This is a genomic window from Veillonellaceae bacterium (genome assembly GCA_012523975.1).
GTDB lineage: Bacteria > Bacillota > Negativicutes > JAAYSF01 > JAAYSF01 > JAAYSF01.
Genome location: JAAYSF010000062.1, coordinates 1 through 20,687 on the forward strand (window position 1 = coordinate 1; position 20,687 = coordinate 20,687).

Sequence of the window (20,687 nt, forward strand, 5' to 3'; positions counted from 1 at the left end):
ACAATGATCCAATCAAGAAGCTTCTTGTTGATTTTTTAAGCAAACATACTCACGTCTTTAAGCTATTGAATGATACCGCTAAGGTTCAAATAGAAACATGTTCAAATACCTATGCTAGTTGCCTAATAATATCGTGGTTTTTGTCTAAATCACTGCCTGAACATATAGAATACTTTATTGATAAATATTCTGAATTATATATGACTGGTTTTGAAGATAGCTTTAAGGAATTTTGGAATAAGTGTACCGAAGAAGGTATACAGTCAGAAGCTATAGCCTTAGCTAATTACATGTTATCAAAATCAAGTTCTTATACAGAAACCAAAATTATTTTAAATGGTGCAATACGCGATTACATAAATGAATATAGTATTGATCAAATAACTTCACTGATTGAGGGTATTAATTCTAACGATCAAGTATATGGCTATGCCTATGCTTCTTCATATTTTTCTATTATAAAAGAGAAATGTGATCAACTAGATTCCTCCTTTGATTACTCTAAATACCCTAACTTCATTAGTTAAAAACCAGTAAGTAGATTATAGTTTTATTGCTATTACCATAGTGATTACCTAAACTCTTGAGTTAGGAAGTGATAATTGGTTGATATATTTCTCTCAAGACCTTTTTTCACTGCCCAGTGCATAATCTTTTGTGTTGCTTACAAAGAGGCCATCCTTATGGGCGTCGCTGCAAAAAATTGCGGAACAAAGCTGACTACTTATTTCCTCCAATTTCAAAAAAGGTAGTTTATATTGACCAATTTGCTTTAAGTAATATGGTGTACCCATTAAAACTAGAAAAATACAAAAAGGTAGATCAATTTTGGCGGGCATTATTTGGCAACTAACGGGCAAAATATCCCTGGAATCAGTAGGAGGGATATTAGTGCTACAAAAACATCTACAAAAGTATCTAAAAAAGAAACTTAAAGCTATCATCTATCAGATATTTGGTAAGTTAGATGAATTTTGGTTAAAAAAACACCTAAAACATCCAAGCATGTTGGTTTAGGCTTATTTTTATTATATTTAATTTTTTCACTTTATCCTGTATTCACTGTTACATTGATAATGTTATTAGTAATCGGCAATCTTCTTTATTATTTATGGAGCAAAAAAAGTAAAGAGGCTGCTAGCTCTGAAATCTATCAATTTGTTTCATCATATAGACAGCCAGATACTGCATGGCCTAATCCAAAGCTTAGTATACCAACTGAAGATATAACCGCATTTTCTAAGTTATTAGAGCTAAAAGGTTATACTCTACCTTATAACTTAGTAGCAAAGAGCGTTACTGATGAGCTTAACCAACCAACAATTTATACACTTTCATAATTCATTTTATCAAGTGAATCCAACTCTTATTTATAGCCAATCACCATATGAGCTTGCAAATGCTTATGTTCAGACATTTGGTCACTCGTATGATTACATCCCTTATTTAGAAAAACTTCTAAAACAAAATAACTTAGCAAGGATTCTAAGACCTAGCGCAAAGAACTTAGTAACTGAGCAACTGCAGAAGATAACTGAAGAAACTCGGTTAAAAGCAATCGAATAGCAAATGCGGTTAGGCCTAGCAGTCAATAAGAATTTAGCAACAATGTCAGAAGTTGATTCTATGTCAGGCAATGATTTTGAGAAATTCTTAGGAGAACTATTCACTACCCGTGGATTCAAGGCAGAATATACCCCAACTACCGGTGATCAAGGTGCAGATTTGATCTTAGAAAAATTCGGCGAAAGGGTAGCAGTCCAAGCTAAATGTTATACTGGCTTGGTATCAAACAGCTCAATTCAAGAAGTTATAGGCTCTAAGGCTATATATAATTGTAAGCAGGCTATAGCTATAACTAATTCATACTTTACGAAAAGTGCTAAAATTCTAGCTGAAGCAAATAGTGTTGAACTTTGGGAACGAGATAGGTTAGAAAAGGAACTTAGGCAAAGTTATTTATTAAATTAACAATTAAAATAGTGGCCATGAAACTAAGATGGACTTGAAAAAAGCAAAGAGGGGAGTCATAATTAACAAATATATATACTAAAGCTACCGCCTAATTGTTTGGTAGTTTTTAGCCCGTACTATTGATTATTTTTCACTTTCTTTAGAGCTCACGTCTGCTCAAAGAGCGACAATTGACTTACCAAATATAAAAAGCGATCTCAAGATTTAAAGCTCGAGATCGCTTTTTAAAAATTCCCTTTGAAATCTATAACACTAGTGCCAATCTTTATAGTACAATTGCCAAACTTCATTGTGACCGACAACTAACTTAAACATCCAAGTTCTTTACATCCTTAGCATGTTCCTCGATGAACTTGCGGCGGGGTTCTACCTTGTCACCCATCAAAATTGAGAATATCTCGTCAGCGACCATAGCGTCTTCTAATTTTACTTGCAGAATGGTCCGTCCTTCGGGGTTCATGGTAGTCTCCCAAAGTTGCTCAGGGTTCATTTCACCTAAGCCTTTGTAACGCTGAACATTTATTCCTTCCCGGCCAATCCTAGCCAATAAGGTGTCGAGTTCTTCGTCACTGTATAAATACCAGCTTTCACGGCCTTTTTTTACTAAGTAAAGCGGCGGCTGGGCGATATATACGCGGCCGGCTTCGAGCAAAGGCTGCATATAACGATAGAAGAAAGTCAACAATAATGTCCGAATATGCGCTCCGTCAACGTCAGCATCTGTCATAATTATGATTTTGCCATAACGGCTTTTTTCAAGGTCAAACTCTTCGCCGATGCCATTGCCAAAAGCAGTTATCATAGCCCGAATTTCTTCATTGCTTAATATCCTATCAAGACGGGCCTTTTCAACATTGAGAATTTTGCCGCGCAGCGGTAGGATCGCCTGAAATCTCCGGTCGCGGCCCTGTTTGGCACTGCCGCCGGCGCTTTCACCTTCGACGAGATATATTTCAGCCGACATGGGATCTTTGGTTGAACAGTCAGCCAATTTGCCTGGAAGTGAACTAACCTCCAGCGCGTTCTTCCGTCTGGTAAGTTCGCGGGCCTTGCGGGCTGCCTCACGGGCCCGCGAAGCCATAATTGTTTTTTCAATGATTTTCTTTGTAACAGCCGGATTTTCTTCGAAAAACTCATTTAAGCCTTCGGAGAGAATACTGTCAACAATCCCGCGGACTTCACTGTTACCAAGCTTGGTTTTTGTCTGACCTTCAAACTGCGGTTCCTGAATCTTAACACTGATAACAGCGGTAAGACCTTCTCTAATATCTTCGCCGCTTAAGTTTTCATCATTTTCCTTAAGCAGATTCAAACGGCGGGCGTAGTCATTAACAGACCTCGTCAAACCTATTTTAAACCCGCTGAGGTGAGTACCGCCTTCTTGGGTATTTATATTATTTACAAAGCTAAAAATATTTTCGACATAGCTATCGTTATATTGAATGGCTATCTCAACAAGGGTAGTATCCCGCGAACCGGTTAGATAAATTGGCGAGGCATGCAGGACATCTTTAGTTTTATTGAGATGTTCAACAAATGATATAATCCCGCCTTCGTAGTGGAAGGTCTCTTTTTGGCCATTTCGTTCATCTGTGAGGGTAATGTTTATACCTTTATTTAAAAAAGCTAATTCGCGTAAACGCTGTTTTAAGGTGTCAAAACTATATACCGTCTCTTCAAAAATATCAGGATCAGGTTTAAAAGTAACCTTGGTTCCCGTTGTCTCAGTTGTTCCGGTTATCGTTAAAGGCAATACCGTATAACCTCGTTCGAACCGGATAGCATGAATTTTGCCGTCGCGCTTAACTTCGACTTGAAGATAAGAACTCAGGGCGTTAACAACTGAAACACCGACGCCATGCAGACCCCCGGAAACCTTATAGCCTTCGCCACCGAATTTTCCGCCGGCATGAAGGACTGTCAAAACAACTTCAACCGCCGGTTTGCCGGTTTCATGCATATCAACCGGAATCCCGCGGCCATTATCAGTAACAGTTATACTATTATCTTGGTGAATAAGTACTTCTATGGTATCACAGTAACCGGCCAGCGCCTCGTCAATACTGTTATCGACGACTTCATATACCAAATGGTGCAATCCCCGCGCTGATGTACTGCCTATGTACATACCCGGGCGCTTACGTACAGCCTCCAACCCTTCTAGTACTTGAATTTGCCCGGCTCCATAATTGCCGTTAACCGTTACATCTTCATTTATACTCATTTCCTACCCCCGATTATATATCGTCCTCTTCACCTGTTTCTGCGAAATTACCAGCCCGCTTTTTAAGTGTAAGAGAAGAAATTGCAGAAAGATAGACCCCTCTATCGGTAACGATAAAGCTTTTAGGATGATTGGATGATATATCTATAACCTGCTTTTTTTCTCTCATATGTTTTATAAAATTACGGTTAGTGCTAGATCGGACCGATTTAAAATCGGTAATGGCGATGACATCTGATAAAGGAATTACAGTATCAGCTCCTAGATGCAGAAACATGATTCTTCCTCCTGAATCTCTTGAGAGTATTATTTACTAAAGCATCGGTTATTTGCTCTGGTTGAATTCCAGTAGCCAGCATCACCAGTGTCAATTCTTTGATTCTATCGTTTTGTTCGCCGGAAATCTCGTTAACAAGCGCGCTAATCAAACGGTTTTTAACCTCTTTAAAATCGTCAAAACTGGCATCAATATGCTTTCTTAGCTCGCTATAGCCTAACCATGGATTCTCAATCAGTATTGTATATATTTCTTCCCTGATCCTTTGCTTATGATTAAGCTTACAGGTAAAACAGAAGGTTTCCTCAGGCGGGCACAATACACTGCAATCCAGGCATTTATGCCATTTACCGTTATGCCTAGCTTTTTTTAGTTTTAAGTCACTTTTAATGATGTTCTTTAATTTTGTCTGTAAATCAGCATCACCGACTGATTTGACCAAGTCATTTACATTTTTCAGCTCAGTGGCTTCAAGCTTGATATTATGTAATTTTATCTCATTTTCGCCAGCTTGACCAGCATTTTCTTGATTCTGGTTATCTTTTAAATATCCTGCTTGGAACCTGATATCCTTTATTAAATTATCCCCAATAAAGGCATTAATCTTATTAATTATATCTTGTTTCATCATTGAGAGGTGATGAGACCAGGTCGAGCTGCTAACAGCGACTAAGAGTAAATCCCGCTGAACGGTAAGGGGTTTAGCATTAGCCGCTATCTTATCACCTACAATTTTCCGCCAATGATATATGGCCGACTCAGCATTATAGCGCTTGGTAATGCCGAGTTTTTTTATTGTTAACGGCAATAGTTGATCTAACCTCTGCATAGCCGTCACTTCCAATCAAATTGTTGAACTTGTCCTTCGACAACAGAATAGTATTTTCCCATCTTATGTTCAGAAAAATACTTAGGCTCGGTTGCAGTTATAAATGTCTGAATTCGGTCTTTTATAAACGATAATAACTGTTCCCGGCGGGATGCGTCAAGTTCACTCATTACATCATCTAAGAGCAGTACAGGGTATTCACCTGTTTCAGACTTGATAAATTCAATTTCGGCAAGTTTTACTGCCAATACTCCGGTACGCTGCTGACCTTGGGACCCGAAATTTCTCAAATTAACACCGTTAACAGCAAAAACCAGATCATCGCGATGCGGTCCGACGCTTGTACTGCCGCGGGCAATATCAACACTCCGATTCTCGTACATTTGCTGGCGATACCATTCCTGCAAGTTATCAACAGGCTTGGTAATACCGCTTTGCAAATACGAAATGGTCAAATTCTCCCGGCTGTTTGTAATTTTACGGTGCATTAGATTGGCTAGCATAGCAAGCTTTTTCAGCGCCGACTGCCTTTTTTCAATAATTATGGCGGCTGAAAGAGCTAACTGCTCATCCCATGTCTCTAGCATTGCTGCCTTAGCGCGATTTTCCCGGATTTTTTTCAACAAATTGTTGCGCTGTGATACGATCCGGTTATATTGCAGTAAATTACGATAATAGGATGGGCTAGCCTGCGATATCTCACTATCCAGAAACTTGCGGCGATTGGCCGGAACCCCTTTTATGAGCATTAAATCTTCGGGAGAAAACATTACGGCGTTAAGGTGGCCAATAAGTTCACGGGTCTTTATAGTATGACCATTTAGTATTATTTCCTTATTATGGTTACTTATGAATTTAAATACTAATTTATTTTCAATATCCTGTCTGGTAAAGGTCAAGTGGATTGACCCGCCGGGCTGCTGCCAGCGAATTAATTCATTATCAGTGTTTGTCCGGTGCGAGCGGCCCATTGCCCCGACGTAGATTGATTCTAAAATATTGGTCTTGCCTTGAGCATTTTGTCCGACGAAGATATTGAGGTTGTGTTTAAACTCTAAATCCAGTTTTGCATAATTGCGGTAATTATACAGGCTAAGGGCTCTAACCTTCATACTAACCTCTTATTCGGGGATTACTTTATACTTTCCAACCCCATCAATTTCGATAATATCGCCTGGGTAAACCTTTTTCCGCCGTTCGGTTACTGCTTTACCATTCAATTTTATCATATTATCCTCGATCATCGGTATAATTTGACCGCCGGTATCAATGATACCGGCCCATTTTAACAGTTGATCGATATTAATATGAGGGGTAGATATGGTTATATATTCCATACTTAAACCTCCGGAGAATTTCTAATTACTTATTAGCTTGTCCTAACTGGTGTAACGATATATATATAATTATCGTCATCAATTGGTTTTACGCAGGCCGGACTGAGCGGGGTATTTAAAGAAAATATCAAATCTTCGCTATCAATATTCTTCAAGATATCGGCGACATATTTTACATTAAAAGCAATATCTACCTCGTTACCTTCTATAGCAGCTTCAACAACTTCACATGCTTTTCCAATATCTGGGTTATTCGATGTTATGGTAACTGAGTTATTCTTAAAGGATAATTTTATAACATTGTAATCACTGTCGCGGGCCATTAATGAGACCCTTTCGACAGCAGCAAGTAAATGCTTAGTATTTAGCTTAACATTAGTTGCAAAACTAGGTGGTATTACTTTGTTATAATCAGGGAATTGGCCTTCAATTAATCTTGATATTATGTAAACATTTTCGTATTCAAAAGCTACTTGGTTTTTAAGCCAGTAGATTTTTACATCAACAGGAATCTCTGAAGTCATAATTCGACCTAATTCAGTGAGAATTTTGGCCGGAATAATCATCTTGACATCATTTGCGGCTTGTTCGCTGCGATCTTTTTTTAGGGCCAGGCGATGCGTATTAGTAGCAACCATTTTTATATTTTGGCCGCTGAATTCTACTAAACCGCCGGTAAAAATGGGTCTTGCCTCATCGTTTGCGCAGGCAAACACCGTCTTTTTGATAAGCTCTTTAAAAACATTATCTTTGACAATAATAAAGTTGTCACTTGTCAATTGTTTGAGAACAGGAAATTCTTCAGGCGGCAGGCTTAAAAGATTAAACTGAGCTGAACTAGCTGTTATTTTAATTGTCCGGTCTTCAGCTGAAGATGATATTTCTATCGTGTCGCCGGGCATTTTGCGAACCATTTCCTGAAAATACCGGCCAGATAATACTACAGCGCCCGGTTGCTCAACTTGGGCCTCAATTGTGCATTTTATGCCGACTTCATAATCTGTGGCATGAAGTTCAAGTTTATCGTTTTCAGCCAATAGATAAATACCGGTTAGTATCGGAAGCTGTGGCTTTGTGGCGACAGCTTTTTGCACTGTCTGAACAGCATGATTCAGTAATTCTTTATTGCAGAAAATTTTCATATAGTCAACCTCCGTTAAGGTTTTTGGGGAGACGGGTATATTATTACTATAAGAAGATAAGAATAAAAAAATAGTCGTAATAGTCGTAGGGCCTGTTGATATGTTGATAAATGCTATTAGGTTACAGTTATCAACATTGAGTAGTGTTAATAAATTGTCGATAACTATAATAGGGGTTATACACAAATCCACATATTTTTTCGGGGTATAAAGTTATCAACAAAATGTTGACAGCTTTATACCTGGGATGCCAACACAGTTATACACCATACAGCTGTTAATAACGGGGATAAGCGTTGAAAAGCTAGGTTTAGGCGCTTTCAATTCGCTTAATTAGTTCTTTTATAGTGTTATTAAGTTTGGCATCTTCAGCCCGCTCGCGGCTAATCTTGTCATAAGCGTGAATCACGGTTGTATGATCGCGCCCGCCGAACATTTCGCCGATGCGCGGCAATGATGTTTCGGTCATTTCGCGGGATAAATACATGGCGATTTGGCGGGGATAAGCAACATTGCGGGTTCGTTTTTTAGCCAGCAAATCGTCTATTCTGATTTTAAAATAGGAAGAGACGACTTCTTGAATGAGCTCCATTGTAATTTCCTTGGGCCGGCCATTCGGGAATATATCTTTCAAGGCTTCAGTAGCCAAATCAATGTCGATTGTCTGTTTAGTTAAAGAGGCGTAAGCCATTACTCTGATTAAGGCGCCTTCCAGTTCGCGAATGTTATTGTCGATACGGCTAGCGATAAAAACCATAACGTCATTTGGAACACTGAGGTTTTCAATCATGGCTTTTTTACGCAAAATAGCAATCCGCGTCTCAAGGTCAGGGGGCTGAATATCAGTAATAAGGCCCCATTCGAACCGGGATCGCAAGCGGTCTTCTAAGGTTTGGATTTCACGCGGCGGCCTGTCGCTTGAGATAATAATCTGCTTGTTAGCCTCGTGAAGAGTATTAAAGGTATGGAAAAATTCCTCTTGCGTATGCTCTTTTTTGGATAAGAATTGAATATCGTCGACGAGCAGGACGTCAATATTGCGGTATTTTTGGCGGAAACTTTCGGGATTGCCGTCGCGAATGGAATTTATAAGTTCGTTAGTAAATTTTTCACTTGATATATATACAACTCTTAGATGAGGATGAGTTTTTAAAATCCGGTGGCCAATTGCATGCATAAGGTGGGTTTTGCCAAGACCAACGCCGCCGTAAATAAAAAACGGGTTGTAGACCTGGGCAGGAGCTTCAGCTACAGCCAAAGAGGCAGCATGAGCAAACCGGTTGGCATTACCGATTACGAATGTTTCAAAAACATATTTAGGATTTAATACTGCAAGCGGTTCATCATGCGCAGCAGCAGCCGTACTAGTATTATCGGTTTTAGCTGACTGATTTAATGGAGTGATATTTGGAGAATTAGTCACAGGCTGGAAGGGTAATGATGGAGATGGCGGAAGGGGTTGGGTATTGTGGCAGGGTTCGTTATGTAGTTCAGGAGGAGCGCCAAAAATCTCTTCATTTTCCTGCTCTTTTTGGTCCTCGGTATCTAAGTTGGTAATTATTAAGGTTAAAGGCTTTTTGGTTACGCTTTGGACGGTATCTTGGATAATGGAGAAGTATCTTGATTCCACCCATTCTTTAATAAATCGCTTAGGGGTGCCGATCTCAAAGGTGGTTTCAGTAATTGCCAGCGGAACCATTGGTTTGAGCCAGGTATTATAGGTAAGGCTTGATAGCTCTTGCTCAAGTGTTTTCATTATTTGCTCCCATAGTGCCGCAAGTTGGATGGTGTCCATATTGTCCGTCCTTTCATGTAAATATCAACAAATTTAAAAAATAGTCGACATAAGTTATCCACATTGTTATCAACAGTTGTGCATAACTTATGAGAAAAAAGTAAATTTAATGAAAAAAAAATACAAAAGCAATTTTAGGGTGAACGGTTAAGCCTTGTATTTTAGCAACGCAATTAAAGTATAAGGTGTTGTGGATAAGTATGGGGATAAGTGGTGTTATGTGTGAATAACTAGGATGATTATGTTTATAAATTGCGTATTGTGTAAAATTTGTGGATATCTTGTCATGTTCTATATTAACAAAAGGTGCTATAGTTATCAACAGTTTTTTATACAAGCCCTGTGGATTGACCAAAATTATCCACAGCAAGTATGCATTCAAACAAGCAAATTCCTTGACACTGTTAAATGACTAGTCTATAATTTTAGTAGTTAAAATTAAATATTATTTTGGGTATTTCCGCTTTTAACGAGGAGGTGTTATAGATTATGAAACGTACTTACCAGCCGAATACTTTATGGAAAAAGAGAACTCATGGTTTCCGTGAGCGTATGAAAACAAAAGGTGGCCGTCTTATTTTAAAGAATAGACGTGCTAGAGGCAGAAAAAGATTATCAGCATAATAGGCCGCCCACAAAGTGGCCTATTTTTCACGCAGAAAACCTGAGAAACTTCACATTTACTTCGGCTTCCGCCAGCGTATGGCGAAAGCCGGTTTTCCAAATCAGGGATGGATTTATATAATGTACAAACTTTCTAAAGCTCACATACTAAAAAAGAACAGTAATTTCCAGACGGTATACCGTGTGGGAAAATCGTACTCTAACCGAATGATGGTTGTTTATGTGTTACCCCAAAAAGTCAGCGAGCGGAGAATTGGTTTTGCAGCCGGCAAAAAGCTGGGTAATGCAGTCGTCCGCAATCGGGTAAAACGTGTCTTACGTGAGGTTTATCGGCTTAATCAGCATAAACTTATTAAAAATGTTGATTTGGTGCTAATGGGGCGTCAGGCAATGGTTAAGGCTGATTCTGTATCGGCAGGCAAGGCCTTTCTCAACCTATGCGCCAAAGCCCGTATTTTGATCGAGTAGGTATTAGTGGTGAAAACAGCTCTTATATTAGTGATAAAATTTTATCGAATCTTTATATCGCCTTTAAAACCGCCTTCATGCCGGTTTGTGCCAACATGTTCAGAATACGCTATATTGGCTATTGAAAAATACGGGGCTATACGCGGCGGTGTAAAAGCTATCAGGCGCATAGTGCGCTGTCATCCTTTTAATCCCGGCGGCTACGATCCTGTTTAAGTGCATAGATTATTAATATTGTCCATTAATTACGAGGATGTGAGATTTTTTGTTCGACTATTTTATCGGGATGTTGCAAAGCATTCTTACCTTTTTCTATAACTTGACAGCAGGTATTGGCTTTGCTAACTATGGATTAGCAATTGTTTTAATGACTGTTGTCATAAAAATGGCACTTTATCCGCTTACCGTTAAACAAATAAAGTCCATGAAAGGCCTTCAGGTCGTGCAGCCCAAGATGAAGGAGCTGCAAGAGAAATATAAGAACAATCCCGAGAAACTGCAAAAGGAAATGGCTATTTTATATAAGGAGTCGGGCGTAAATCCTTTAGCCGGTTGTCTTCCGCTTATTGTCCAAATGCCGATTTTAATTGGTATTTTTTATGCGATTCGTGACTTCAATTATTTAAATACACCTTCATTTTTATGGATGACTGATCTGGCTATGGAAGATCCTTTATACATATTGCCAGTTTTAGCGGCTGTTACTACCTGGTATCAACAAAAGCAGACAACAACCGAGGTGACTCAGCAAAGTAGAATGATGATGATATTTATGCCGTTGTTCATCGGTTGGATAAGCACTACTTTCCCTGCAGGATTGGTTTTGTATTGGGTAATGAGCAATATTATTCAAATTGCTCAGCAGTGGTGGATGTACCGCGAACCGGCTGAAATCAAAGGGGAGGCTAATTAATACCATGAATTCCGTTGAGACGACCGGTAAAACCATTGAAGAAGCGGTAGAACTGGCTCTGACTCAGCTAGGTGTCGGAGCTGACCGCGTGGAATACGAAGTCCTGGAAACGCCTAGCAAAGGTTTTTTAGGATTTGGCAGCAGACCAGCTAAAGTTAAGGTAGTTGTAAAAAAGGTTGATCCGGTAGAAGTTGCGAAAGAATTTTTAAGAAATATTTTTGCGCAAATGGATTTAGCGGTAGAAATTACAGAAGTACCCAGTTCGGAAAATGTTACTTTCAACTTCAAGGGCGAAGAACTGGGAATATTAATTGGTAAGCATGGTCAAACACTGGATGCCCTGCAGTACCTTACTAACTTGGCGGCTAACAGGGATGCAGAGGAACGGATTAGAATAGTTCTCGATGTTGAGGATTACCGCAAGCGCCGGGCTGAAACCCTAAATCGCTTAGCGCTCAGACTTGCTGACAAGGTAAGACGCAGCGGTGAAAGAATTGCCCTTGAACCAATGAGTCCGCATGAGCGGAAAATTATCCATATGGCTTTGCAGAATGACCATCGGATTGTTACATATAGCGAAGGAGAAGAACCCTATCGCAAAGTAGTTATTGGTCCTAAAGGCAGATAGATAGTGTAAATGATTCTTCAGAAGTTTAGTACGTCAGATTTTGGTGCATGCTAAAACCCAGTAATAATATTATTACTGGGTTTAAATTCGTTATAAGCTGATTGCGGTTATATCGTACGGGAGGTTTGGCGAGTGGTACATGAGGATACAATCAGTGCAGTTGCGACAGCGCTGGGGGAAGGCGGTATTGGCATCATTAGAATGAGCGGCAGCCGGGCAATTGGCATTGCCGACAATATATTTCGCGGCATTAACGGTCGAAGGGCCAGTCAGATAAAGGCATTTCAAGCGGCCTACGGCAATGTCGCTGATCCTGAGACCGAGGAAATCATTGATGAGGTGCTTATTTTTGTTATGAAAGCGCCGCGTTCGTATACCCGAGAAGATGTTGTTGAAATTCATTGTCATGGCGGCGCGACCCCTATCCGAAAAATTCTCGATCTCACCCTACGGCAGGGAGCGCGGCTGGCTGAGCCCGGTGAATTTACAAAACGGGCCTTTTTAAACGGCCGCCTAGATTTAACTCAGGCCGAGGCGGTTATTGATATAATTAGGTCTAAAACTGACTCGTCTTTAAAAATGGCTGTCGGACAATTGTCGGGTGTGCTGTCGGCTAAGATTTCGGAAATACGGCATGATATTTTGCAGATGGTCGCTCATTTGGAAGCCGCCATTGATTTTCCCGAAGACGATATTGAAGAAATGGCAATTGAGGATGTCATCAGACGGGTAAGAGATACTATTGCCAAGGTAGATTATTTATTGGCAACAGCTCAAACCGGCAAGGTATTGCGGGAAGGCATGGCGACTGTAATTATCGGCAAGCCTAATGTCGGAAAATCGAGCTTGCTTAATGCCCTGCTTAAGGAAAAGCGGGCAATTGTTACCGATATACCCGGGACAACGCGTGATATTATTGAAGAGTATGTTAATATTCGGGGTATTCCTTTAAAGATAGTTGATACTGCGGGTATTAGAGAAACTTCCGATGTTGTCGAAAAAATCGGGGTAGAACGAGCCCGTGAATTTGTTGGCAAGGCAGATCTAATCTTGGTACTGCTCGATGCGTCGCAGACCTTGTCGATGGAAGACTGCCAGGTGCTAGACATGCTTAAAGGCCGGCAGGCAATCGTGCTGATAAATAAAAGTGATTTGCCGCAGGTTTTGGAAATGGACAAGGTTATCCAGCATGTAGCTGATAAAAAGGTTATTAAGATATCAGTGGCCGAGGGGGCCGGCCTTGATGAATTAGAACAGGCTATTGTTGATATGGTATATAGCGGCCAGGTTAAGCAGGGTGAAGGAGCGATTGTCAATAATGTCCGGCAGGCCAATTTGATTGAGCAGGCGGGCAAGCATTTGGGCGATGTTCTCAAAACTGCTGCTGCCGGAATGCCTCCTGACTGTATTGTAATTGATCTGCGTGCGGCGTGGGAAAAGCTTGGCGAAGTTACCGGTGACACTGTCGGCGAGGATATAATAACGCAAATTTTTACTCAGTTTTGTATCGGAAAATAGGGAGATGAAGAGCCAGTGTTTGTTGTAGATAATTATGATGTAATTGTAGTCGGTGCCGGTCATGCCGGTTGTGAGGCTGCTTTGGCCGCAGCGCGGCTAGGGTGCCGGACATTACTGACAACGCTCAACATGGATAATATCGCCATGCTGCCCTGCAATCCTGGCATCGGCGGGCCGGCCAAGGGTCATCTGGTACGTGAAATCGACGCGCTGGGCGGCCAGATGGGGATTAATATCGATAAAACCTGTATCCAAATGCGGATGCTAAATACCGGCAAGGGGCCGGCAGTTCATGCCATTAGAGCTCAGGCCGATAAACGGGTTTATCAGGCAAATATGAAAGCTACTGTTGAACGTGAGCCTAATTTGGCGGTAAAGCAGCTGTTGGTTGATAAGATTTTTGTGTCAGACGATGGAGCGGTAACTGGTGTCGAAATTGAAACAGGCGAAGTCTATCATGCAAAATGCGTCATCCTAGCGACCGGGACTTACTTAGGCGGCAAGGTATTTATCGGTGATGTTGTATACAGCGGCGGCCCTAACGGGCAGCGTCATGCCGAAAAACTCACCCATTGTCTGCGTGAGCTAGGGATAGAAATTATGCGCTTTAAAACAGGTACGCCAGCCCGTGTAGACCGGCGTTCGCTTGATTTTTCTAAAATGCTTATCCAACCGGGCGACGATAAGGTGCATAATTTCTCCTTTATGAGCGATATAACTACCCGTGAGCAGCAGCCTTGCTGGCTTACTTATACTAACGAACGAACCCATGAAATCATCCGCAGGAATCTACATCGCGCCCCGATGTATACTGGCGCTATCGAAGGCATAGGACCGCGGTACTGCCCATCAATTGAAGCAAAAATTGAACGGTTCGCCGATAAAACGGCGCATCAGCTATTCCTGGAACCTGAAGGAATGGATACCGAGGAAATGTATGTTCAGGGCATGTCGACAAGTTTGCCGATTGATGTTCAGTATGAGTTCTTGCGAACAATCGCTGGGCTGGAAAATGTTCAGATAATGCGGCCGGGATATGCTATTGATTATGATTGTTTTAACCCGACTCAGCTCAAGCCGACCTTAGAATTCAAACAAATCAAGGGATTATTTTCAGCCGGACAGTCAAACGGTACTTCGGGTTACGAGGAAGCGGCTGCTCAGGGGCTGATTGCCGGTATCAACGCGGCTTTGCAGATTAAAGGGGAAAGTCCGTTTATTTTAACACGTGCTGATGCTTATATTGGTGTTTTGATTGACGACTTAGTAACTAAAGGAACTAGTGAACCTTACCGGATAATGACCTCGCGGGCCGAGTACCGGCTGATCCTGCGGCAGGATAACGCTGATCTGCGGCTTACTGAAAAAGGCCGGGCAATTGGTTTGGTATCGGATGAGCGCTATAACCGATTTATGGCTAAACGTCAGGCTATTGAACAAACGCTTGAACTGCTCAAAACCACGAGTGTATCGCCAACTGCCGAGGTTCAGGAAAAAATGCTGGCGATGGGGTCTACCGAACTTAGATCCGGAGCTACCCTTTATGACCTTTTGCGTCGCACCGAGCTTTCATACGATAAACTAAAAGAAAGCTTTGCTTTGCCGGACATTCCGTCGGCGGTTAAGGAGCAGGTCGAAATCGCTATTAAATATGAAGGGTACATTAAAAAGCAGATTGAGCAGGTTGAAAGAGCCATCAAGCTTGAACAAAAACAAATTCCAAGTAATATTGATTATTATTCTATTGCGGGTTTAACTGAGGAGGCAAAAGAAAAACTGACCAATATCCAGCCCCTCTCTGTTGGACAGGCAGGACGCATATCGGGAGTATCGCCGGCTGATATTTCAATTCTGTTGATTTATCTTGAACAGTTTCGGCGCAGGGAGGAAGAGGCGTGAGTTTTCGAGAAGCTTTAACAGAGGCAGCTGCAGCATATGGCATTAATTTAAGCCAGGACCAGCATGCTGACTTTGAAAAATATTACAACCTGCTCATCGCTTGGAATGAAAAAATTAACTTAACGGCTATAACTCAGCCCGATGAAGTGGCCGTAAAGCATATGATAGATTCCTTGACCTGCTTGGATAATGCCTATTTCCCGTCTGGCTGCACAGTTATTGATGTGGGAACTGGCGCCGGTTTTCCGGGCCTGCCGCTCAAAATATTTCGGCCGGACATTAAATTGACGCTGTTAGATTCCCTTAATAAGCGGCTGAATTTTTTACAAGAAGTAGTTGACCAGCTTGACTTAAATGAAGTTAAGCTGATCCATAGCCGAGCTGAAGACGGTGGGCGGGCTGGGGCCTTGCGAGAAAAGCATCATGTAGCTGTTTCCCGGGCAGTAGCAAGATTAAATGTTCTTTGTGAATACTGCCTGCCGTTTGTAGAAGTTGGGGGGGCGTTTGTAGCTTTAAAGGGGGCTAAGTTCGCCTTAGAGGTTGATGATGCGAAAAAAGCCGTTAAAATTCTTGGTGGTGAGATAGCAGCTGTTAAGGAAGTCAAATTACCCGGCCTGGAAGACGCGAGGGCTGTAGTATACATAAAAAAAGTTGCCAACACGCCGAGCCAATATCCGCGGCGTTCCGGCCTTCCGGAAAAAAAGCCGCTCTAAATTGGAAATAGTTGGAGGATTTTGCCAGTTGTGTGCCGAATAGATGAAAAATATCGCTATTATCGATTGTATTGATCTCATTCTTAGTTATTTTTATAAAATCCGAGTAAGTTGATGACAGCGTCTATTTTCATTAGATTTTTAAGGTAAGGCGGTGTACGGATGAGAAATCTAGCCAGATTATTTAGGTTTAATGAGGAAAAACCTAAAGCAAATCCTGAAGATAACAATCCGGCTGAAGATAATAATCTCGAACATATTGAAAACACAGACGTTAATGAATCGCAGGAAATAGATATATTTAATTCTAATGAAGTTAAGCAAGTAAGTGTTGATAGTATTGTGCCAAATCCGTTTCAGCCTCGTAAGACGTTTAACGAGGAATCTTTGCAGGAATTATCGTCCTCTATCAAAGAATTTGGCGTTATTCAGCCCTTGCTGGTACGGAGAACTGATGTCGGTTACGAGCTTGTAGCGGGTGAACGCCGGCTTCGAGCCTCGAGGCTGGCCGGACTGACTCATGTTCCGGTCATATTTAAGGATTTAAGTGATCAGGAAATGGCCGAGTTGGCCATGATTGAGAACTTGCAGCGGGAAGACCTTCATTATTTGGAGGAGGCTGAAGGCTATCAATCGCTTATATCCAGTTTCGGCTTTACTCAGGAGGAACTAGCCAAAAGAGTAGGAAAGACGCAATCAACTATCGCTAATAAGCTGCGCTTATTAAAACTGGACAGTGAAGTTAGAAGTATCATTGTTAAAGAAAATCTTACTGAACGGCATGCGCGCTCTATGTTAAAGCTAAATGATCCGGTACTGCAGATGCAAGTGCTTGACACAGTTCGCGAAAAAAATCTTAATGTAAGGGAAACAGAAGGTCTGATTGAGGATGTTCTTGCGGAAATTTCCCGGGAAATGTCAGAAAAAGCCAAACCTAAGCGTAATGTTGTAAGAATTGTTAAGGATGTAAGGATTTTCTTAAATACAATCAATAAAGTTGTCGGCGAAATGAAAAAAACTGGGTTGAAGATAAAGATAAAACAAGACCAGGATGATGATTTTATTACAATAAATCTGCGAATACCGAAACGACGCTAAAATGAGCTCTCCCATTACGGGAGAGCTTTCTTATTCTTAATTTTAAATTTCTAACCGTCATGTACGTGAAGGGTTTTGCGAGATTATCGTGCTATAAGTTTTTTTGCCTGTTTTACGGCAGTCACTCCGTCTGATGCATAAGCGTCTGCTCCTGCCTGCTGTGCGTACTCGGCGGTAAGCACAGCCCCGCCTACCATTGTTCGGCAGGTTATGCCGCTGTCTTTGATAAGCTTTATGGTCTGATCAATCTGCGGCATAGTTGTTGTCATTAGGGCACAAAGACCGACTACGTCTGCCTGATGCTGTTTGACGGCATCAACAATTGTTTCAGCCGCTACATCTTTGCCTAAGTCAATCACCTTAAAGCCATTGTTTTCAAGAAGAGCGGCGACAATATTTTTACCAAGGTCATGAATATCGCCCTTTACTGTGGCAAGGACTACAGTACCGAGCTGAGCCGTTTGTGCTGAAGGCAGGGTTTCTTTGATTGTTGTAAAGGCAGCCCGCATTGTTTCAGCCGACAGCAGAACTTGCGGCAAGAAACAGCGGCCGGCACCGAAGTCTTCGCCAATTATGTTCATAGCGGCAGTCAAGGCTTTATCAGTGATTTCTATTGTACTGTAGTTTTGACTAATCGCTTGTCTGACGAGAGGTACAATGCTTTCCTTTTCCCCGTCGATAACTGCCTGACGTATGGTGCTGAGAATATCATTTGACTGCTGTGCTTCTGGTTTATTGTTTGCTACCGCCTGCCGTGCGGCAAAGTCTTTGCTGTAGCTGCGGCCGCTCCGGTCATAACCGAGCAGTACTGCAGACGTAGCTAAGGTATCTTTCATCATCGGATTATAAGGATTGAGAATAGGGGCGTCCAAGCCTGCTGACAAGGCCATCGCCGCGAATGAGGCATTAACAAGCTCGCGCTGCGGCAGGCCGTAAGAGATATTACTTAAGCCCATTGTTGTCGGATAGCCAAAGTATTTCCGGTAGAGGCGCAGCGTTTTAAGAGTTTCGGCTGCCGCATGCTCATCCGCAGCAACGGTTAAAACGAGGGCATCAAGTACAAAGTCCTGCGGCCTAAGACCGGCCTCCAAGGCTTTGTGAATAATATGTCTGGCAACGGTAACCCGCTCACTGGCTGTTGCCGGAACGCCTTTATCTGATAGTGGAAGACATAAGATGGCAGCGCCGTATTTCTTGGCTAGCGGCAGAAATTGCTCAAGCCGATCAGGTTCGGCACTTACTGAGTTTATTAAAGCACGGCCGGGATAGATTCTCAGACCAGCTTCTAAGGCTTCGGTATCACTTGTATCAATTGCTAAGGGTGCATCGACAAGCATTGACAAATCATTTACCGCTTGGGCCATTGCGGCAGCCTGATTGATGCCCGGAACCCCCATATTAACATCAAGGATATGCGCCCCGGCACGAATTTGCTGCAGGGCTTCTTTTTTTACCGAGGCAAAGTTGCCTGCTTTAATATCGGCGGACAACTGCTTCCGGCCGGTAGGATTAATGCGTTCGCCGATAATTACTGTCGGCAGATTCGCGCCCATAAAGACTGTTTTACTGCGGCTGGTAACCGCTGTTGTTTTGTTATGTAAACATATTTGTTGGTGTGGCATGCCTGATTTGGCGGCAGCTAGTGAAATTGCTTTAATATGGGCAGGAGTGGTGCCGCAACAGCCGCCTAAATAACTGACCCCGGCTTGAATGAGCTTTGGTACCCAAGCAGCCATTTCGTCCGGCCCCATGGGGAAGACGGTTTCGCCGTTGATTAATTGTGGCATGCCGGCGTTCGCCTGAATGCTGATCGGACGGGTAGTGGCTGAGGCTAGCGCCTGAGCAATCGGTAAGAGCTGGGCTGGTCCAAGTGAACAGTTGGCGCCGATTACATCGGCTCCCATTGCATCAAGTAAGATAGCGGCAGTGACCGGGTCGGTGCCGGTTACGGTGCGCCCATCCGAACCAAAGGACAACTGACAAATAACCGTCATATCTGTCACGGCTTTCGCGGCCAACAGGGCGGCCCGCATTTCTTGGATATCAATAATTGTTTCAATTAATATCATATCAACGCCGGCTGAGGTTAGGGCTGAAATTTGCTCTTTATATACTTGGTAAGCATCTTCAAAGGCCAGTTCACCGAGCGGGGCAATGAATTTTCCGGTAGGCCCGACTGAACCGGCGATTTTTACAGCAGAACCGGCAGCTTGGCGGGCGGCATTTACTGCTGCGGTATTAAGGAGCTGAACTTTATCTGCTAAGCCGTAGTGGGCTAGCTTTATCCGGTTAGCGCCAAAGGTATTAGTCTCAATAATGTTAGCGCCATGCTCGATATATTGACGATGGATAGCGGTAACAGCCTCCGGTTTTTCAAGGTTCCACAGCTCGGGACAGGCTCCTGCCGCAAGGCCGGCTTGTTGGAGCATTGTTCCCATTGCTCCGTCAAAGATTTTAATCATTTATTGACTCCTTTCTGAATGAGCAATCATCCTGGCTGCAACTTTGGCAGTTGTGGTTATTGTGTTCTGGCGGATTAGGCTTAACATCAGTTGGCAGTAGACCGATTACAGCCGTAATTGACTTACGCGGTATCAACATGCAGCTTGAGGTTGTCGTTATGCCAATGGTTTCGCCTTGAGAAAGCTGAAGTATAGTAGGTTGAACGGTAATGTTCCAGTCGTCATAACCTGGGCTAAAGCGGCTGATAGCAGTCAAACCATTTTTTTGCGCCTCTTGGACGATTATTGAATTGATTTGGTCGGCGGCCATTTCGACGGCAGTGGTAGCGGCCGCGTCCAGCAGCAGGGCTTCTGTATAGCGGCCTTGACCAAAATAGTCTGTAACTGTTTGCTCAATTTTTTCACCGACTGTTACCGATAGTACAGCAATATCTACGGCTGCAGTTAAGTGCTTCTTTATCGATTTACCGGTTAATTCAAGTTTCGGCTGTGATAAGATTAGTCCCCGGCAGCTGTCATACGGGTAAATTGACCAAGAAGCGCGAGGTGTAGCCAACAATTGAGCCTCAAAGCAGATAGCTTCAAGCATAGTAGTTTGAAAATCAGGCTTCTTTGCTAGTCCGGCATAACGCCTTGTTTCAGCAATATCTATGGATGTCAGTGTCGGAAAATAAATTGGCAAATTAAGTCCCCCCTGAGAAATATAGCTAAATTATATCTATTTCGAGCTTAGATTACAATATAGAATTATTATTGACGTAAAGATTGGCAGGATATTTATCAAGA

Annotated in this window: 21 protein-coding genes; 12 read left to right on the forward strand and 9 right to left on the reverse strand. The window is 42.2% G+C overall.

Features of this window, described 5'->3' with window-relative positions:
• The first annotated feature begins 140 nt into the window (after positions 1-140).
• From GX348_08000 to GX348_08010, 3 genes are all read left to right on the forward strand, one after another.
• The gene (locus tag GX348_08000; protein NLP42120.1) at positions 141-527 is read left to right on the forward strand and encodes a hypothetical protein; all 387 of its coding nucleotides are present in this window, start codon (positions 141-143) and stop codon (positions 525-527) included.
• 447 nt (positions 528-974) lie between these two features.
• Positions 975-1,340, forward strand: coding sequence for a hypothetical protein (locus tag GX348_08005; GenBank protein ID NLP42121.1), 366 nt, complete (start codon positions 975-977; stop codon positions 1,338-1,340).
• A 268-nt stretch (positions 1,341-1,608) separates the two neighbouring features.
• Positions 1,609-1,971 carry a restriction endonuclease gene (locus GX348_08010; protein ID NLP42122.1) on the forward strand — a complete coding sequence of 121 codons (363 nt, stop codon included), beginning with the start codon at positions 1,609-1,611 and terminating at the stop codon, positions 1,969-1,971.
• Positions 1,972-2,281: 310 nt separating this feature from the next.
• Here GX348_08010 and gyrB read toward each other — a convergent pair whose 3' ends face one another.
• The 7 genes from gyrB to dnaA form a co-directional block, all read right to left on the reverse strand.
• Positions 2,282-4,198: a DNA topoisomerase (ATP-hydrolyzing) subunit B gene (gene gyrB / locus GX348_08015; GenBank protein NLP42123.1), complete on the reverse strand. Its 1,917-nt coding sequence runs from the start codon at positions 4,196-4,198 to the stop codon at positions 2,282-2,284.
• A gap of 13 nt (positions 4,199-4,211) precedes the next feature.
• Complete coding sequence (locus tag GX348_08020) at positions 4,212-4,475, reverse strand: DUF370 domain-containing protein (protein ID NLP42124.1); 264 nt, start codon at positions 4,473-4,475, stop codon at positions 4,212-4,214.
• A complete protein-coding gene (locus tag GX348_08025) occupies positions 4,453-5,304 on the reverse strand; it encodes a DUF721 domain-containing protein (GenBank protein NLP42125.1) in 852 nt (283 codons plus the stop codon). The genes GX348_08020 and GX348_08025 overlap by 23 nt, the downstream gene beginning before the upstream one ends.
• Positions 5,305-5,309: 5 nt before the next feature.
• Positions 5,310-6,416, reverse strand: coding sequence for a DNA replication/repair protein RecF (gene recF / locus GX348_08030; protein NLP42126.1), 1,107 nt, complete (start codon positions 6,414-6,416; stop codon positions 5,310-5,312).
• 9 nt (positions 6,417-6,425) lie between these two features.
• Positions 6,426-6,641, reverse strand: a complete 216-nt coding sequence (locus tag GX348_08035; GenBank protein ID NLP42127.1) for an RNA-binding S4 domain-containing protein — start codon at positions 6,639-6,641, stop codon at positions 6,426-6,428.
• Positions 6,642-6,673: 32 nt separating this feature from the next.
• Positions 6,674-7,783 (reverse strand): DNA polymerase III subunit beta, encoded by a 1,110-nt coding sequence (gene dnaN / locus GX348_08040; protein ID NLP42128.1) that lies wholly within the window; start codon positions 7,781-7,783, stop codon positions 6,674-6,676.
• Positions 7,784-8,093: 310 nt separating this feature from the next.
• Positions 8,094-9,578, reverse strand: coding sequence for a chromosomal replication initiator protein DnaA (dnaA, locus tag GX348_08045; protein NLP42129.1), 1,485 nt, complete (start codon positions 9,576-9,578; stop codon positions 8,094-8,096).
• Between the two features lie 489 nt (positions 9,579-10,067).
• Between dnaA and rpmH the strand changes: the two genes are divergently transcribed.
• The 9 genes from rpmH to noc all read left to right on the forward strand — a co-directional run bounded on the left by rpmH (position 10,068) and on the right by noc (position 17,439).
• The gene (gene rpmH / locus GX348_08050) at positions 10,068-10,202 is read left to right on the forward strand and encodes a 50S ribosomal protein L34 (GenBank protein NLP42130.1); all 135 of its coding nucleotides are present in this window, start codon (positions 10,068-10,070) and stop codon (positions 10,200-10,202) included.
• 117 nt (positions 10,203-10,319) lie between these two features.
• Complete coding sequence (gene rnpA, locus GX348_08055) at positions 10,320-10,670, forward strand: ribonuclease P protein component (GenBank protein ID NLP42131.1); 351 nt, start codon at positions 10,320-10,322, stop codon at positions 10,668-10,670.
• A 9-nt stretch (positions 10,671-10,679) separates the two neighbouring features.
• Positions 10,680-10,886 carry a membrane protein insertion efficiency factor YidD gene (gene yidD / locus GX348_08060; GenBank protein NLP42132.1) on the forward strand — a complete coding sequence of 69 codons (207 nt, stop codon included), beginning with the start codon at positions 10,680-10,682 and terminating at the stop codon, positions 10,884-10,886.
• Positions 10,887-10,956: 70 nt separating this feature from the next.
• On the forward strand, positions 10,957-11,583 hold the full coding sequence (locus GX348_08065) for a membrane protein insertase YidC (protein ID NLP42133.1): 627 nt from the start codon (positions 10,957-10,959) through the stop codon (positions 11,581-11,583).
• Positions 11,584-11,587: 4 nt separating this feature from the next.
• Positions 11,588-12,211 (forward strand): protein jag, encoded by a 624-nt coding sequence (locus GX348_08070; GenBank protein ID NLP42134.1) that lies wholly within the window; start codon positions 11,588-11,590, stop codon positions 12,209-12,211.
• Between the two features lie 132 nt (positions 12,212-12,343).
• A complete protein-coding gene (mnmE, locus tag GX348_08075) occupies positions 12,344-13,729 on the forward strand; it encodes a tRNA uridine-5-carboxymethylaminomethyl(34) synthesis GTPase MnmE (protein ID NLP42135.1) in 1,386 nt (461 codons plus the stop codon).
• A gap of 15 nt (positions 13,730-13,744) precedes the next feature.
• Entirely contained in the window at positions 13,745-15,628 is a 1,884-nt protein-coding gene (mnmG, locus tag GX348_08080; GenBank protein NLP42136.1) for a tRNA uridine-5-carboxymethylaminomethyl(34) synthesis enzyme MnmG, read from the forward strand.
• Complete coding sequence (gene rsmG, locus GX348_08085; GenBank protein ID NLP42137.1) at positions 15,625-16,341, forward strand: 16S rRNA (guanine(527)-N(7))-methyltransferase RsmG; 717 nt, start codon at positions 15,625-15,627, stop codon at positions 16,339-16,341. The genes mnmG and rsmG overlap by 4 nt, the downstream gene beginning before the upstream one ends.
• A 162-nt stretch (positions 16,342-16,503) precedes the next feature.
• On the forward strand, positions 16,504-17,439 hold the full coding sequence (noc, locus tag GX348_08090) for a nucleoid occlusion protein (GenBank protein ID NLP42138.1): 936 nt from the start codon (positions 16,504-16,506) through the stop codon (positions 17,437-17,439).
• A gap of 83 nt (positions 17,440-17,522) precedes the next feature.
• Here noc and GX348_08095 read toward each other — a convergent pair whose 3' ends face one another.
• Positions 17,523-19,901, reverse strand: a complete 2,379-nt coding sequence (locus GX348_08095; GenBank protein NLP42139.1) for a dihydropteroate synthase — start codon at positions 19,899-19,901, stop codon at positions 17,523-17,525.
• Entirely contained in the window at positions 19,894-20,583 is a 690-nt protein-coding gene (locus tag GX348_08100; GenBank protein NLP42140.1) for a methionine synthase, read from the reverse strand. Before GX348_08100 ends, GX348_08095 begins: the two co-directional genes overlap by 8 nt.
• Between the last annotated feature and the right edge of the window lie 104 nt (positions 20,584-20,687).